This is a genomic window from Amaricoccus sp. W119 (assembly GCF_047275745.1).
GTDB lineage: Bacteria > Pseudomonadota > Alphaproteobacteria > Rhodobacterales > Rhodobacteraceae > Amaricoccus.
Genome location: NZ_JBKQWU010000010.1, coordinates 21,350 through 34,318 on the forward strand (window position 1 = coordinate 21,350; position 12,969 = coordinate 34,318).

Genomic DNA, 12,969 nt, shown 5'->3' on the forward strand with positions numbered 1-12,969 from the left:
CGATGCGTGAAGAAGGAACCCGGCCAGATGGCGGCCAGAAGCCCGAACGCGACGCGCCCCCTCCTGCAGCTGACCTATGTGAGCCGGGCATCCGGCTCGCTTCGGCCCGACGACCTCTCCGCGATCCATCTGGCCAGCGAACGCCATAACGGACGCCTGGGCCTGACCGGGCTGCTCCTGCATCGCGGCGATCGGTTCTTCGCCGCGCTCGAAGGTCCGGACCGGGTGCTGTTGCGCCGGATGGAAGTGATCATCGTCGATCCCCGCCATCACCAGCTGCGGATTCTCCGCGAGCGGCGCGTCGAGACACGAAGGTTCGAGAACTGGTCCTTCGCCGCGCTGCCCGACGCCGGCGCCGGTTCCGGGTCGGGTCGGGCGGAGGATGCGCTGATCACGATGCTCGCGGGGCGCCTGCCGGACGGCCTGTCGGACAGCTAGGCCGTGCGGGACGGGCAACGCTCGCGATGGTTGTGGCCCAATTCCCCTGTGAGCCTTGACAGCGATGTTTTTTCAATGAAAACACCTTCCTCCGAAGGAAAGGCTGATCGCATAGGTCTGCCAGCCTTTCGCGAATGGAAGCGAAGTTGATCCTCGCGTCGCCGGTCAGGGAGAATGTACATGCGGGTTGACGGTGGTGCCTCGCTCGTCGATTTCAGCTTCGTGTCGAGGGTCCAGCCGGACCTGCCGGAAGCGGCGTTGCGTCGGATCGCGCGCGCCGCGAACGACCGGAATCGCCGCCTGGGCCTGACCGGCATGCTCGCCTTCGCCGATGGCGTCTTCCAGCAGGTGATCCAGGGGCCTTGCGAGACGGTCATGCTGGTCGCCTGCCGCATTCTCGCCGACGCCCGTCACGAGGGGATCGAGGTGACGCGGTTCGAGCCCATCGAGCACCGGACCCATCTGGACTGGCGCGTGTTCGGGCTCGACGGTTCCGAGCATTTCTGCGCCCTGCTGGACGGCGCGCCGCCGAGAAGCCCGGCTTATCCGGAAGGCGCGGCGGTTCGGCGCGCTTGACATTCGGGCCGACGCGGCGCCTTTGAGCCCCTGATCGAAAAGGAGCGAGCGAAGCGACGTGCGCGATCCGGAACACCACCTTTGCAGCGAGGCTGGGCACCGATGACCGGGGTCCAGCGGATTCGTGTGACCGAGGATGACGGGGAGCAGCGGCTCGACCGATGGCTGCGCCGCCGCCATCCGCATGTGCCGCAGTCGCTGGTCGAGCGGCTGTGCCGCAAGGGCGAGATCCGCGTCGACGGGGGCCGGGTGCGCGCCGCGACCAAGCTCGAACCAGGCCAGGAAGTGCGCCTGCCACCGCTCCCCGACGCGGAGGAGGTGTCGCGCCCGGGGCGCGAGCCGCGGGTCTCGGAAGCGGACGCGGAGATGATGCGGGCGGCGGTGATCTATCGCGACGCCGACATCATCGCGCTGAACAAGCCGCCCGGTCTCGCGGTTCAGGGCGGCTCCGGCCAGACGCGCCACGTCGACGCGCTCGCCGAGGCGCTCAGGTTCGAGCGGGAGGACAAGCCGCGGCTTGTGCATCGCCTGGACCGGGATACGTCGGGCGTGCTGCTGCTCGCGCGGAGCCCGCGCGCCGCTCAGGGCCTTGCCCGGGCCTTCCAGTCGCGCGACGCGCGCAAGATCTACTGGGCGGTGGTCGCCGGGCATCCGGCACCCGAAATGGGGACGATCCGCTACGGACTCGTCAAGGCGCCGGGACACGGCGCGGGCGGCGAGGGGGAGAAGATGCGGGTCATCCCGCCCGATCAGGTCGCCGCCGTCGAGGGTGCGAAGCGGGCCACGACCGACTACCGCGTGATCGAAGGCGCCGGCAACCGCGCGGCCTGGGTCGCGCTCGCGCCGATCACCGGGCGGACGCACCAGCTCCGCGCCCATATGGCGGCGATCGGCAATCCGATCATCGGCGACGGCAAGTACGGCGGCAATTCGCAGGTGAACGAGGGTGACGGCTGGGGCGCGCAACTCGGCGGCGGGATCAGCCGCAAGCTGCACCTGCATGCCCGTCATCTCGACATCCGCCATCCCCTGACCGGCGCGCGGCTCAGCCTGACCGCGCCCCTGCCCGAGCATATGGAGCGGACCTGGGAGCTTTTCGGCTGGCGCGCGGCGGACGCGGACAGCGATCCATTCGAGGACATGCGATGACCGGGACGCAACTCGTCGTCTTCGACGTGGACGGCACGCTCGTCGACAGCCAGCACCTGATCGTCGCGGCGATGGAGGCCGGATTCCGGGGCGAGGATCTGACACCCCCGACGCGGACCGAGATCCTCGGCATCGTCGGCCTCTCGCTCCTGAACGCGGTCGGCGCGCTCGCCCCCGGTCTGCCGGAGGCGCGGCTCGAGCGGATCGCCGATGGCTACCGCGATGCCTTCACCGCGCAACGGACCCGCGGCGACGCGCACGCCCCGCTCTATCCCGGCGCGCGCGCGGCGCTGGACCGGCTCGCGGCCGATCCGGACGTCCGGCTGGGCGTTGCCACCGGCAAGGCGCGTCGCGGACTCGACCATGTGCTGGCGAGCCATGGGCTCGAAGGCATGTTCGAGACGATGCAGACGGCCGACAATCACCCGTCGAAACCGCATCCTTCGATGCTCGAGATCGCGCTGATCGAGACGGGGCTCCCGGCAAGTCAGGCGGTGATGATCGGGGATACCGAATTCGACATCCTGATGGGCAAGGCCGCGGGTTTCGCCACCATCGGGGTCGCCTGGGGTTATCACCCCCGGACCCGGCTCGAAGCCGCCGGTGCCGACCGGGTGATCGAGGATTACGCGGCGCTCGACGCCGCGCTCGCCGCCCTCCGGGAGAGCCGGGCATGAGCGGCTGGAACACGCGCCGCCGGTTCTGGAGCGAGGTCCATGTGGTGCCCGAGGGCGAGGGCTACGGTCTGCGCCTCGACGCGCGCGAGATCCGGACACCGGCCAAGGCAGCGCTCGTCGTGCCGACCCGCGCCTTCGCCGAGGCGCTCGCCGAGGAATGGCGGGCGATCGGGGAACAGATCGAGCCGGGTCGGCTGCCGCTGACCAAGGCGGCCAATACCGCGATCGACCGGGTGTCGCGCCACCGGGAGGCGGTGATCGACGCGATCGCGGCCTATGGCGACACCGATCTGCTCTGCTATCGCGCGGATGAGCCGGAGTCGCTGCGTGCGCGGCAGGATGCCGCCTGGCAGCCATGGCTCGACTGGGCCGAGACGACGCTCGGCGCGGCGCTCTGGCCAATCGAGGGCGTGATGCACCGTGCCCAGGACCCGTCCAGCCTCGCGGCCCTGCGACATGAGATCGCGCGTCACGACGCGCTCGGGCTGACGGCGCTCCACGATCTCGTGACCCTGTCCGGTTCGCTCGTGCTCGGGCTCGCCGTCGCGCGAGGCGCGCTGCCGGCGGCCGAGGCCTGGACGATTTCGCGCCTCGACGAAATCTGGCAGTCGGAACAATGGGGTGTCGACTATGAGGCGGAACAGGCAGCGGCCGTGCGTGAGGCGGCCTTCCTGAACGCCGAGACGATACTCGAACTGCTCGGCGCGGATGATGCGCGTTCCGCGCGCGACTGAACATTCGCACAGCGATTAGGCAAGCTGTTCCGAAGGCGAACAGAGCCTTCTTTGATTCACCTCCCCGTTGCCTTTTCCTTGACCTTTCTGACTGGCCTGTCAATTTTTCCCTAGCGTTCGAGGGATCAGCCCCGAACGCCGAATTCCGCGCGGATCCCGTATTCCTGGATCCCGAACGAACCAGAGGAACCCATGAAACAGTCTCTGATCCTCGGAACAGCGCTTGGCCTGTCGCTCGGCGCGGTCGGGGCAGCCTCCGCGGCGACGCTGGACGATGTGAAGGCGCGTGGCACGCTCAAGTGCGGCGTGAACACCGGTCTCGCGGGCTTCGCCGCGCCCGACGCCAGCGGACAATGGCATGGCTTCGATGTCGATCTCTGCTACGCGATCTCGGCGGCGATCTTCGGCGATCCGACGAAGGTCGAGTTCACCCCAACCACCGGCGAGACGCGGTTCACCGCGCTTTCCTCGGGCGAGATCGATGTTCTCGTACGCAATTCAACCTGGACCTTCACCCGTGACGTCGACCTCAAGCTCGATTTCGTCGGGGTCAATTACTACGACGGCCAGGGCTTCATCGTCTCGAAGGATCTCGGCGTCACCTCGGCCAATGAACTCGACGGCGCCACGGTCTGCATCCAGACCGGCACGACGACGGAGCTGAACCTCGCCGACTTCTTCAGCGCCAACGGGCTCAGCTATCAGCCGGTGCCGATCCAGACCGAGGCCGAAGCGCGTCAGCAGTTCCTGGCCTCCGCCTGCGACGCCTATACCACCGACGCCTCCGGCCTCGCCGCCGCCCGTGCGACCTATCCGAGCCCCGACGACTACGTGATCCTGCCGGAGATCATCTCCAAGGAGCCGCTGGGGCCGGTCGTCCGCCATGGTGACAACGACTGGGCCGATATCGTGCGCTGGACCTTCTACGCGCTGGTCGAGGCCGAGGAACTCGGTGTGACCCAGGCCAATATCGACGAGATGAAGGAGTCCGAGAATCCCGAGGTCCGCCGTCTGCTCGGCACCGAAGGCAATCTCGGCGCCATGTTCGGTCTGCCGGCCGAGTGGTCGTACAATGCGATCAAGGCCAACGGCAATTACGGCGAGATCTTCGCCGCGAACATCGGCGAGGGCACTCCGTCCAACCTCGCCCGCGGGCTGAACGCCCAGTGGAAGGACGGCGGGCTCATGTATTCCCCGCCGTTCCGCTGACGAAATGCCCCGGCCCGGACGCTCACGCGCCCGGGCCGTTTCCTTTTGAGACCCATCGATCGGGGGAGTGTCGCATGACCATGACGGGCGTCCACAGCCAGGAGCCATTCCGCCTGAGCATGTTGCTCTACGACACGCGATACCGGTCCATCACGATCCAGATCATCGCGCTGATCGCGGTTCTGACCTTCTTCGGCTGGATCGTGAGCAACACGATCGCCAACCTGCAGGCGCTGGGAAAGGACTTCAACTTCGGGTTCCTCGGCCAGCGCGCGGGCTATGACATCAGCCAGACGCTGATCCCCTATACGAACAACAGCACGCATGGCCGCGCGGCGATCGTCGGCATCCTGAACACGCTGCTCGTCGCCTTCCTCGGCTGCGTCACCGCGACGGTCATCGGCGTCATGATGGGCGTGCTGCGTCTGTCGTCGAACTGGCTGGTCGCGCGCCTCGCCTCGGTCTATGTCGAGATGTTCCGCAACGTGCCGGTCCTGCTCTGGATTCTCGCCATCATGGCGATCGTTACGGAAACCTTTCCGGCGCCCGCCGCCTTCCGCGGCGACGACCCCGCCGCCTCGATGCTGTTCGGAGGCATCGCGCTCACCAACCGCGGCGCCTATGTGCCCTGGCCGATCTTCGGCCCCGGCTGGCAGGTGGTGCTCGGCGTCTTCATCGCGTCGCTGATCGCGATCGTGCTGTTCCGCCGCTACGCGCACCAGCGGCAGGAGGCGACGGGACAGGCGCTGCCGGTCTTCTGGATCAGCCTCGCGCTCTTCGTGCTGCCGGCGCTGCTCGTCGACGCCGTGCTCGGGGCCATCACCTTCGAAGTGCCGGAACTGCAGCGGTTCAACTTCCAGGGCGGGGGCTTCCTCGACACGTCGCTGATCGCGCTCTGGTTCGCGCTCGCGCTCTATACCGGCGCCTTCATCGCCGAGATCGTGCGCGGCGGCATCCAGGCGATCTCGCGGGGCCAGAGCGAGGCGGCTTCCGCGCTCGGGCTGCGGCCGAACCGGGTGATGCGCCTCGTGGTGCTGCCGCAGGCGCTTCGCGTGATCATCCCGCCGCTGATCTCGCAGTTCCTCAATCTCACCAAGAACTCCTCGCTCGCCATCGTCGTCGGCTACGCCGACGTTCGCGCCACTCTCGGCGGGATCACGATGAACCAGACCGGCCGTGAGCTCGAATGCATGCTCCTGATGATGGGCTTCTATCTCCTCGTCAGCCTCGCGATCTCGAGCTTCATGAACTGGTACAACTCCTCCGTCGCCCTGAAGGAACGCTGAGATGGCCGAGTCACACCATGCCTTCAGCCGGTCCGACATGCTGCCGCCCCAGCCGCCGCCCGCGAGCGAGGTCGGCGTCATCGGATGGCTCCGCGCGAATCTCTTCTCCTCGATCGGCAACAGCATCCTGACCGTGCTCGCGCTCATCGCGATCTGGTGGGTCCTGTCGCATATCTGGCCCTGGTTCGCCCATGCGATCTGGAACGCCGAATCCTACCGCCAATGCCGCGAGATCGTCGCGGAGACCTGGGGGCCGGAGGCCGGCGGAGCCTGTCTCGCGGTGATCCGGGAGCGCTGGAAGCAGTTCCTGTTCGGATTCTACCCGTCCGACCTCTACTGGCGCCCCACGCTCGCCTTCATCCTGATGTTCGTGGCGCTGGCGCCGATCCTGTTCTCGCAGCTGCCGCGCAAGATGCTCTGGTTCTCGCTGATCTACCCCGGGCTCGCCTACTGGCTGCTCTGGGGCGGTTCGATCTTCGTTCCGATCGTGATCTACGCGGGCTTCGCCGCCGCCTATTACGGCTTCGTGCTGGGCGCGCGGGCGAGTGCGAGCTTCGTGGCCCCGCTGCTCGCCGCGGTCTTCGCGCTCGTCTGGTGGTTCGTGATCTCAGGCCCGCTCATCAACATCCTGCCGAACATCGGCATCCAGTCGGTGCAGTCGAAACAGTTCGGCGGCTTCATGCTGTCGGTCACGATCGGCGTCACCGGAATCGCCTTCTCGCTGCCGCTGGGCGTCCTGCTGGCGCTCGGACGGCGGTCGGATCTGTTGTTCGTCAAGGCGATCTGCGTCGGCTTCATCGAGTTCATTCGGGGCGTCCCGCTGATCGCGCTTCTGCTCGTCGCGTCGTTCCTGCTCAACATCTTCCTGCCGCCGGGGACGAATTTCGACATCATCCTGCGCGTCATCATCATGGTGACGCTGTTCTCGGCCGCCTACATGGCCGAGGTGATCCGGGGCGGGCTCGCGGCGCTGCCGCGCGGCCAGTACGAGGCGGCCGACGCGCTCGGGCTCGACTACTGGCAGGGCACGCGGCTCATCGTCATGCCCCAAGCGCTCAAGATCTCGATCCCGGGCATCGTCAATACCTTCATCGGCCTGTTCAAGGATACGACGCTGGTCTCGATCATCGGGCTTCTCGATCCGATCGGGCTCATCACCTCGATCCGCGCCAACGCCGCCTGGAATGGCATGGTCTGGGAACTCTACGGCTTCGTCGCCGTGCTGTTCTTCGTCTGCTGTTTCGGCATGTCGAAATACTCGCAGTATCTGGAGCGCAAGCTCCGGACCGATCGTCGCTGAGGAGGCTCCCATGACCGAAGCTGTGGAAGCGGAAGACCTGAAGACCCCGGACAAGAGCCATCTCGCGGTCTCCGACGAGGTTGCAATCCAGATCGTCGATATGAACAAGTGGTACGGCCAGTTCCACGTGTTGCGTGACATCAACCTGACCGTCCACCGGGGCGAGCGCATCGTCATCGCCGGCCCTTCGGGCTCGGGCAAGTCGACGCTCATCCGCTGCATCAACCGGCTGGAGGAGCACCAGAAGGGCAAGATCATCGTCGACGGCACGGAACTGACCTCCGACCTGAAGAACATCGACAAGATCCGCTCCGAAGTCGGCATGGTGTTCCAGCACTTCAACCTGTTCCCGCACCTGACGATCCTCGAGAACTGCACGCTGGCGCCGATCTGGGTCCGCAAGATCCCGAAGCGGGAGGCCGAGGAAACGGCGATGCACTTCCTCACCAAGGTGAAGATCCCAGAGCAGGCCAACAAGTATCCCGGCCAGCTCTCGGGCGGTCAGCAGCAGCGCGTGGCGATCGCCCGCTCGCTCTGCATGCGGCCGCGCATCATGCTCTTCGACGAGCCCACCTCCGCCCTCGACCCCGAGATGATCAAGGAGGTGCTCGACACGATGATCGAGCTGGCCGAGGAGGGGATGACCATGCTGTGCGTCACCCACGAGATGGGCTTCGCCCAGGCAGTCGCGAACCGGGTCATCTTCATGGATCAGGGGCAGATCGTCGAACAGAACGAGCCGAAGGAATTCTTCAACAACCCGAGGAACGAACGGACCAAGCTCTTCCTGAGCCAGATCCTCGGCCACTGAGGTCTCCGAGGCCCGCCCGCTGTCGGCGCGGCGGACCGAGGTCCGCCGCCGCTCTCACCCGAGCCGCTTCGGGATCATGAAATCGGCGAGCGTCCCCGTGCCCCAGGCCACTTCGCTCCAGTCGGCGGCGGCGAAGCTGATGACCGCCGTCGCCGCGGTCGGAAAGCGGGCGTAATCGGGATCTTCGGGCGCTTCCGCGAGCAGTTGCGTGGCGAAGGCGCCGATGCCGGGGTTGTGCCCGACCATCATCACCGAACCGCCCCTCGCCCCGCGCAGGACGCTCAGCATGTCTTCGGGTGTCGCGTGATAGAGCGCGTCGAGGAAGCGGGCGGGGGGAGGGGCCGATTCCGTGAAGAGCCGGGCGAAGGTCGACCGCGCCCGGACCGCCGCGGAGACCAGCGCCGCCTCCGGAACATGGTCCCGCGCGCGGATCCAGGCGCCGATCCGGGGCGCGTCGCCCTGGCCCCGCCTGTTCAGCGGGCGGTCGTAGTCGTCGTGGTCGCCCTTCCAGCTCGATTTCGCATGACGGACGAGGAGGAGGCGTTTCATCGCGGTGCTCCGGTGTGAAAGGCGGCCATGTGAAACTCCGACTGCCGGTGCCCGCGTAACTCGGCGCCGACCGGACAGGCCCGCCGCGCGGCGCAGCCCCTGGTGAGGCAGTCCTCTCCGTCCGGCGTATCGAGATAGGCGCGGCAGCGCGGGATGTCGTAGCCCTCGGGCGTGAGCGCGCCGACGGGGCAGGCGGTCCGGCATGGCTGCGCGCAGCCGGGACAGGGCGACGCCCCCGCCGGGGGCAGCCGGAGCCGCGGGCCGAGCGCGATCGCGCCCCGGAAAGAGACGAAGAGCCCCGCCGTCTCATGCACCAGCAATCCGACGGGCGACTCCCAGATCTGCCCTCCGCGGCGCGCCCAGGCGATGAACGGGTGCCAGGGCGGCCCGCCGAAGGGAAAGAGCGCCGAGCCGCCAAGCGCCCGCGCATGGCCGCCGATCAGGCGCCGGGACCAGCGGTCGAGCGGGTCGGGCGCTCCGTCGCGATATTCGGCCGAGCCCTCGAAGACCGGCCAGAACGCGGCCGAGGGGCCAAGCAGGACGAGTGTCCCGCATGTTTCGCCGCCGGATCGCGGGACGCCGTCCGAGGGAAGCGGGTGGAAGGCCCCCCGGATCGCGAGCCCGTCCCGCGAGACCCCCGCGGCGATCATCCCGAGATCCGGCGCCCCTGACACCTCAGCCCTTGATCAGCGTGCCCGCGCCATGCGCGGTGAAGAGCTCGAGCAGCACCGCGTGCGGTGCGCGCCCGTCGAGGATGACCACGGCGCGCACGCCGCCATCGAGCGCGTCGAGCGCGGTCTGGGTCTTCGGGATCATCCCGCCCGAGATCACGCCCTGCTCGGTCAGTTGCCGGACCTGATCCGCCGTGAGGTTGGTCAGGAGATCGCCGGCCGCGTTCTTGACGCCCGACACATCGGTCAGGAGCAGCAGCCGGTCGGCCTTCAGCGCCGCGGCGATCGCCCCGGCGGCGGTGTCGCCATTCACGTTGAAGGTCTCGCCGGCGCGCCCCGTCGCCACCGGTGCCACGACGGGAATGAAGTCGGAGCTGAGGAAGGTACGCAGCACTTCGGGGTGCATCTCGACCGGCTTGCCGACGAAGCCGAGATCGACCGACACGACCTCGCCGTCCCGGAGCACGCTGGCGAGATCCTTCTCGCAGATCATCAGGTTCGCGTCCTTGCCCGAGAGGCCGACCGCCTTGCCGCCGGCGGCGTTGATCGCCTGGACGATGCGCTTGTTGATCCGGCCCGAGAGGACCATTTCCACCACCTCGACGGTGGCGGCGTCGCTGACCCGCTTGCCCTCGACGAATTCGGACTTGATCTCGAGCCGCTTCAGCATCTCGTTGATCATTGGCCCGCCGCCGTGGACGATCACCGGATGGACGTTGCACTGTTTCATCAGCACCACGTCGCGCGCGAAATCGGCCATCGCCTCCTCGCTGCCCATCGCATGGCCGCCGAGCTTGATGACGATCGTCGCCCCGTCATAGCGCTGGAGATAGGGCAACGCCTCGGACAGGGTGCGCGCGGTGGCGATCCAGTCGCGGGTGTGGGCGGTCGATTTCTGCACGTCTCTCTCCATGTCCGGAGCGCGCCCGCGCGAGAAGTTGCACGGGCCCCGCGTTGCCAAGGAACGGGCGGGGGCATACAGTTTTGCCACCCATCGGACAAGGAGAATGGCGACATGTCGACGCATCGCCCGGTGTCGGCGGGAATTCTGGCGGCGCTCGCGCTCCCCATCGCGCTGGCGGTCACGGTTTCGGGCCCGGTGTCGGGCGTAGGGTCGGCGCGGGCTCAGGACCCGTTCAATCCGGATTGCCCCGGCCGGTTCCAGTACTATGAGGCCACGGCCCGGATGGCGGGCGCCCGTGTCAATCAGGACAGCCGGAGCGCGTCTCCGCGCGTACGCGAGGCGGCGCGCTGGCTCCGGATGGGGAATTGTCTCACCTTCTCCGATCAGCTCCGGCCGATGGTAACGCTCGGCCCGGAGGCAGGGGCCGCGGCGCGGATGCCCTCGGGGCCGGCGATCCCGCCGATCCAGCTTCATGTCGGGATCGTGACCAGCCCCGACGACGAAGCGCGGGCGATCGCCTTCTTCGCGGGCCAGGGCGTCCGCGCGCGCTCGGTCGGCGCAGCCTATCTCGGGCGGCGGATCTACATCGGCCCCTTCACCACGGCGGGCGCGCTCGACGGCGGCGCGGCGCTCGCCCGCGCGGCGGGGTTCGCCTATCCCTATCCAAGCAGTTTCTGAGGAAGAACAGCATGCGTCTTCGCCCCACCCACGCCATGATCCTGGGACTTCTGGCCTCGCTGGCGGGGTGCGCCGGCCTGCCGTCCCGTCCGCCGCTCGGCGATCCCGACAACTGCCGGGCGCAGTTCCAGCGTTATGACCAGGCGGTGCGTCTGTTCGGTTCCGCCGGCGGGAGCCTCGCGCCGGAGGGTCACACAACACAACCCTCGGCCGTCAGCCGGGCGGCGAATGCGATCATGACCGGCGGATGCCTGACCTCGGGCAATGATCTCAGGGGGATCGAGGCGTTGCAGGCCGAGCTCGGCCTTCGGACCCCGGTGAATTCCGGCGCGGCGATCGCGCCCACGGCGGTCCATGTCGGCGTGCTGACCGGCGGCTTCGTCGACGCGGGCCGCGCCGTCGCCTTCTTCCAGAGCCAGGGCTACCAGACCCGGACGATCGGCGCGGAGCGGCTCGGGCGGCGGCTCTACATCGGTCCGGTCACGAGCCAGGGCGCGCTCGACCAGGCGATCGCGCTGGCGGCCCGGGCAGGCTTCCCGAGCGCCTATCCCTCCGATCTGTTCCAATTCTGGAAGTTCTGACTCTGGAAGTCCCGAAGGCGCGGCCGCTTAGCGGCGTTCGTCCCAGGCGGCGAGCGCCGCTTCGTCCTCGGCGCGCGCCTCGACCCAAGCCGCCCCGTCGGGCCGGGTTTCCTTCTTCCAGAACGGCGCGCGTGACTTGAGATAGTCCATCAGGAACTCCGCCGCCGCGAAGGCCGCGCCGCGCGATTCGGAGGCGGTGGCGACCATCATGATCTGGTCGCCGGGGCCGAGCTTCCCGTACCGGTGGATGATCAGGCTTGCCCTGAGCGGCCAGCGCGCGCCCGCCTCGGCCTCGATCGCTTCGAGCGCCTTCCGCGTCATCGCGGGATAGTGTTCGAGTTCGAGGCCGGTGATCCCGCCCGCCCCGGCGTTCGCATCCCGCACGAGACCGGTGAAGCTGACCAGCGCGCCGATGTCCGTGCGTCCGGCGCGCAAGGCGGCGAGTTCGGCGCCGAGATCGAAATCCTCCGCCTGGACCCGGACGCCCATCGGGATCAGCCGCCGGTCATCGGCGGAAAGAACGCCACCTCGCGCGCGCCGGCGAGCGGCGCGTCGAGATCGGCCAGTTCCTGGTCCACGGCGACCCTGACCGCGCGCATGTCGGAAAAGGCGAGCGCGTAGCGCGGCTCGCGTTCGCGCAGTTCGGCGACCAGATCGGCGACGGTGGCGGCCGAGGTCTCGACCCGCTCCTCCGATTCGCCGATCCTTTCGCGCAGCCAGGCGAAATAGAGGACGGTCAGGCTCACCGCTTCCGGTCCCGCAGGAAGGGCATCGCCTTCACCAGATAGTCGATGCCGGTCATCAGCGTCAGCAGGCCCGCGATCCAGATCAGGACCACGCCGCTGTTCTCGAGAATCCAGCCGAGCCAGTCATGCAGCCAGGAACTGTACCAGAACTGCCCGTTGCGCCGGTCGTATTCGAAGACGCCGGCGAGGAAGAGCACCGGTATGGCGACCATCTGGACGGTCGTCTTCCACTTCGCCAGATACGTGACCTTGAGCCGTCCCGCCTTGGCGCCCAGGAATTCGCGCAGGCCCGAGACGAAGATCTCGCGCAGCAGGATGAAGGCGATGGGGAAGAGGATCAGCCCCTTGATCCCCGAGGTGCCGACGATCATCGCAAGCGCGATGATGACCATCGCCTTGTCGGCGATCGGGTCCAGCATCCGGCCGAAATTCGACTCCTGCTGCCAGGCACGGGCCAGACGGCCGTCGATATAGTCGGTCAGCGCCGCGAGGATGAAGAGGGAGATCGCGATCCAGTCCGCGGTCGGGCGGTCGAAGAAGACGAACGCGAGCGCCACGCCCGGCGCGGCGACCAGGCGGAGCACGGTCAGGATATTCGGAATCGTCCAACGCATCGCGCAACTGCCTTCTGGCGGGTCCGGTCGCCGCCCGATCCCTTTC

The 12,969-nt window shown here is 67.9% G+C and carries 17 protein-coding genes; 11 read left to right on the forward strand and 6 right to left on the reverse strand.

Annotated features, from left to right (window positions below; all coding sequences use genetic code 11):
- Nucleotides 1–6: 6 nt before the first annotated feature.
- The 9 genes from ACLJK8_RS07930 (at nucleotide 7) to ACLJK8_RS07970 (ending at nucleotide 8,180) form a co-directional block, all read left to right on the forward strand.
- On the forward strand, nucleotides 7–438 hold the full coding sequence (locus ACLJK8_RS07930; protein ID WP_413149597.1) for a BLUF domain-containing protein: 432 nt from the start codon (nucleotides 7–9) through the stop codon (nucleotides 436–438).
- A 180-nt stretch (nucleotides 439–618) separates the two neighbouring features.
- The gene (locus ACLJK8_RS07935) at nucleotides 619–1,014 is read left to right on the forward strand and encodes a BLUF domain-containing protein (protein ID WP_413149598.1); all 396 of its coding nucleotides are present in this window, start codon (nucleotides 619–621) and stop codon (nucleotides 1,012–1,014) included.
- Nucleotides 1,015–1,116: 102 nt separating this feature from the next.
- Nucleotides 1,117–2,163: an RluA family pseudouridine synthase gene (locus ACLJK8_RS07940; protein WP_413149599.1), complete on the forward strand. Its 1,047-nt coding sequence runs from the start codon at nucleotides 1,117–1,119 to the stop codon at nucleotides 2,161–2,163.
- Nucleotides 2,160–2,840, forward strand: a complete 681-nt coding sequence (locus ACLJK8_RS07945; RefSeq protein ID WP_413149601.1) for an HAD-IA family hydrolase — start codon at nucleotides 2,160–2,162, stop codon at nucleotides 2,838–2,840. Before ACLJK8_RS07940 ends, ACLJK8_RS07945 begins: the two co-directional genes overlap by 4 nt.
- Entirely contained in the window at nucleotides 2,837–3,574 is a 738-nt protein-coding gene (locus ACLJK8_RS07950) for an ATP12 family chaperone protein (RefSeq protein WP_413149603.1), read from the forward strand. The genes ACLJK8_RS07945 and ACLJK8_RS07950 overlap by 4 nt, the downstream gene beginning before the upstream one ends.
- A 192-nt stretch (nucleotides 3,575–3,766) precedes the next feature.
- Nucleotides 3,767–4,783: an amino acid ABC transporter substrate-binding protein gene (locus tag ACLJK8_RS07955; RefSeq protein ID WP_413149604.1), complete on the forward strand. Its 1,017-nt coding sequence runs from the start codon at nucleotides 3,767–3,769 to the stop codon at nucleotides 4,781–4,783.
- A 74-nt stretch (nucleotides 4,784–4,857) separates the two neighbouring features.
- On the forward strand, nucleotides 4,858–6,069 hold the full coding sequence (locus ACLJK8_RS07960; RefSeq protein ID WP_413149605.1) for an amino acid ABC transporter permease: 1,212 nt from the start codon (nucleotides 4,858–4,860) through the stop codon (nucleotides 6,067–6,069).
- A gap of 1 nt (nucleotide 6,070) precedes the next feature.
- The gene (locus ACLJK8_RS07965; protein WP_413149606.1) at nucleotides 6,071–7,369 is read left to right on the forward strand and encodes an amino acid ABC transporter permease; all 1,299 of its coding nucleotides are present in this window, start codon (nucleotides 6,071–6,073) and stop codon (nucleotides 7,367–7,369) included.
- A 10-nt stretch (nucleotides 7,370–7,379) separates the two neighbouring features.
- Entirely contained in the window at nucleotides 7,380–8,180 is an 801-nt protein-coding gene (locus tag ACLJK8_RS07970) for an amino acid ABC transporter ATP-binding protein (RefSeq protein ID WP_413149607.1), read from the forward strand.
- 54 nt (nucleotides 8,181–8,234) lie between these two features.
- Here the strand turns inward: ACLJK8_RS07970 and ACLJK8_RS07975 are convergent, their stop codons facing one another.
- Genes ACLJK8_RS07975 through argB form a run of 3 tightly spaced genes read right to left on the reverse strand, consistent with a single transcriptional unit; the run spans nucleotide 8,235 to nucleotide 10,301 of the window.
- Nucleotides 8,235–8,729 (reverse strand): SixA phosphatase family protein, encoded by a 495-nt coding sequence (locus tag ACLJK8_RS07975; RefSeq protein ID WP_413149608.1) that lies wholly within the window; start codon nucleotides 8,727–8,729, stop codon nucleotides 8,235–8,237.
- The gene (locus ACLJK8_RS07980) at nucleotides 8,726–9,379 is read right to left on the reverse strand and encodes a ferredoxin (RefSeq protein WP_413149609.1); all 654 of its coding nucleotides are present in this window, start codon (nucleotides 9,377–9,379) and stop codon (nucleotides 8,726–8,728) included. The genes ACLJK8_RS07975 and ACLJK8_RS07980 overlap by 4 nt, the downstream gene beginning before the upstream one ends.
- Nucleotides 9,380–9,404: 25 nt before the next feature.
- Nucleotides 9,405–10,301: an acetylglutamate kinase gene (gene argB, locus ACLJK8_RS07985; RefSeq protein ID WP_413149610.1), complete on the reverse strand. Its 897-nt coding sequence runs from the start codon at nucleotides 10,299–10,301 to the stop codon at nucleotides 9,405–9,407.
- Between the two features lie 114 nt (nucleotides 10,302–10,415).
- On the opposite strand from argB, the gene ACLJK8_RS07990 reads away from it, so the two are divergent.
- Together ACLJK8_RS07990 and ACLJK8_RS07995 are read left to right on the forward strand one after the other, a co-directional pair.
- Nucleotides 10,416–10,982 carry a hypothetical protein gene (locus ACLJK8_RS07990; protein ID WP_413149611.1) on the forward strand — a complete coding sequence of 189 codons (567 nt, stop codon included), beginning with the start codon at nucleotides 10,416–10,418 and terminating at the stop codon, nucleotides 10,980–10,982.
- An 11-nt stretch (nucleotides 10,983–10,993) separates the two neighbouring features.
- Entirely contained in the window at nucleotides 10,994–11,563 is a 570-nt protein-coding gene (locus tag ACLJK8_RS07995; protein ID WP_413149613.1) for a hypothetical protein, read from the forward strand.
- A gap of 27 nt (nucleotides 11,564–11,590) precedes the next feature.
- Here the strand turns inward: ACLJK8_RS07995 and ACLJK8_RS08000 are convergent, their stop codons facing one another.
- From ACLJK8_RS08000 to pgsA, 3 genes are read right to left on the reverse strand one after another with little or no spacing between them, the layout of a single operon-like run.
- The gene (locus ACLJK8_RS08000) at nucleotides 11,591–12,052 is read right to left on the reverse strand and encodes a molybdenum cofactor biosynthesis protein MoaE (RefSeq protein ID WP_413149614.1); all 462 of its coding nucleotides are present in this window, start codon (nucleotides 12,050–12,052) and stop codon (nucleotides 11,591–11,593) included.
- 5 nt (nucleotides 12,053–12,057) lie between these two features.
- Nucleotides 12,058–12,303, reverse strand: a complete 246-nt coding sequence (gene moaD, locus ACLJK8_RS08005) for a molybdopterin converting factor subunit 1 (RefSeq protein WP_413149717.1) — start codon at nucleotides 12,301–12,303, stop codon at nucleotides 12,058–12,060.
- 2 nt (nucleotides 12,304–12,305) lie between these two features.
- On the reverse strand, nucleotides 12,306–12,923 hold the full coding sequence (gene pgsA / locus ACLJK8_RS08010; RefSeq protein ID WP_413149615.1) for a CDP-diacylglycerol--glycerol-3-phosphate 3-phosphatidyltransferase: 618 nt from the start codon (nucleotides 12,921–12,923) through the stop codon (nucleotides 12,306–12,308).
- Nucleotides 12,924–12,969 lie beyond the last annotated feature (46 nt).

Coding starts and splice junctions, on each gene's coding strand:
- ACLJK8_RS07935 (WP_413149598.1), top strand. CDS start 619: ATGCGGGTTGACGGTGGTGCCTCGCTCGTCGATTTCAGCTTCGTGTCG.
- ACLJK8_RS07940 (WP_413149599.1), top strand. CDS start 1,117: ATGACCGGGGTCCAGCGGATTCGTGTGACCGAGGATGACGGGGAGCAG.
- ACLJK8_RS07945 (WP_413149601.1), top strand. CDS start 2,160: ATGACCGGGACGCAACTCGTCGTCTTCGACGTGGACGGCACGCTCGTC.
- ACLJK8_RS07950 (WP_413149603.1), top strand. CDS start 2,837: ATGAGCGGCTGGAACACGCGCCGCCGGTTCTGGAGCGAGGTCCATGTG.
- ACLJK8_RS07955 (WP_413149604.1), top strand. CDS start 3,767: ATGAAACAGTCTCTGATCCTCGGAACAGCGCTTGGCCTGTCGCTCGGC.
- ACLJK8_RS07960 (WP_413149605.1), top strand. CDS start 4,858: ATGACCATGACGGGCGTCCACAGCCAGGAGCCATTCCGCCTGAGCATG.
- ACLJK8_RS07965 (WP_413149606.1), top strand. CDS start 6,071: ATGGCCGAGTCACACCATGCCTTCAGCCGGTCCGACATGCTGCCGCCC.
- ACLJK8_RS07970 (WP_413149607.1), top strand. CDS start 7,380: ATGACCGAAGCTGTGGAAGCGGAAGACCTGAAGACCCCGGACAAGAGC.
- ACLJK8_RS07975 (WP_413149608.1), bottom strand. CDS start 8,729: ATGAAACGCCTCCTCCTCGTCCGTCATGCGAAATCGAGCTGGAAGGGC.
- ACLJK8_RS07980 (WP_413149609.1), bottom strand. CDS start 9,379: ATGATCGCCGCGGGGGTCTCGCGGGACGGGCTCGCGATCCGGGGGGCC.
- ACLJK8_RS07990 (WP_413149611.1), top strand. CDS start 10,416: ATGTCGACGCATCGCCCGGTGTCGGCGGGAATTCTGGCGGCGCTCGCG.
- ACLJK8_RS07995 (WP_413149613.1), top strand. CDS start 10,994: ATGCGTCTTCGCCCCACCCACGCCATGATCCTGGGACTTCTGGCCTCG.
- ACLJK8_RS08000 (WP_413149614.1), bottom strand. CDS start 12,052: ATGGGCGTCCGGGTCCAGGCGGAGGATTTCGATCTCGGCGCCGAACTC.
- pgsA (WP_413149615.1), bottom strand. CDS start 12,923: ATGCGTTGGACGATTCCGAATATCCTGACCGTGCTCCGCCTGGTCGCC.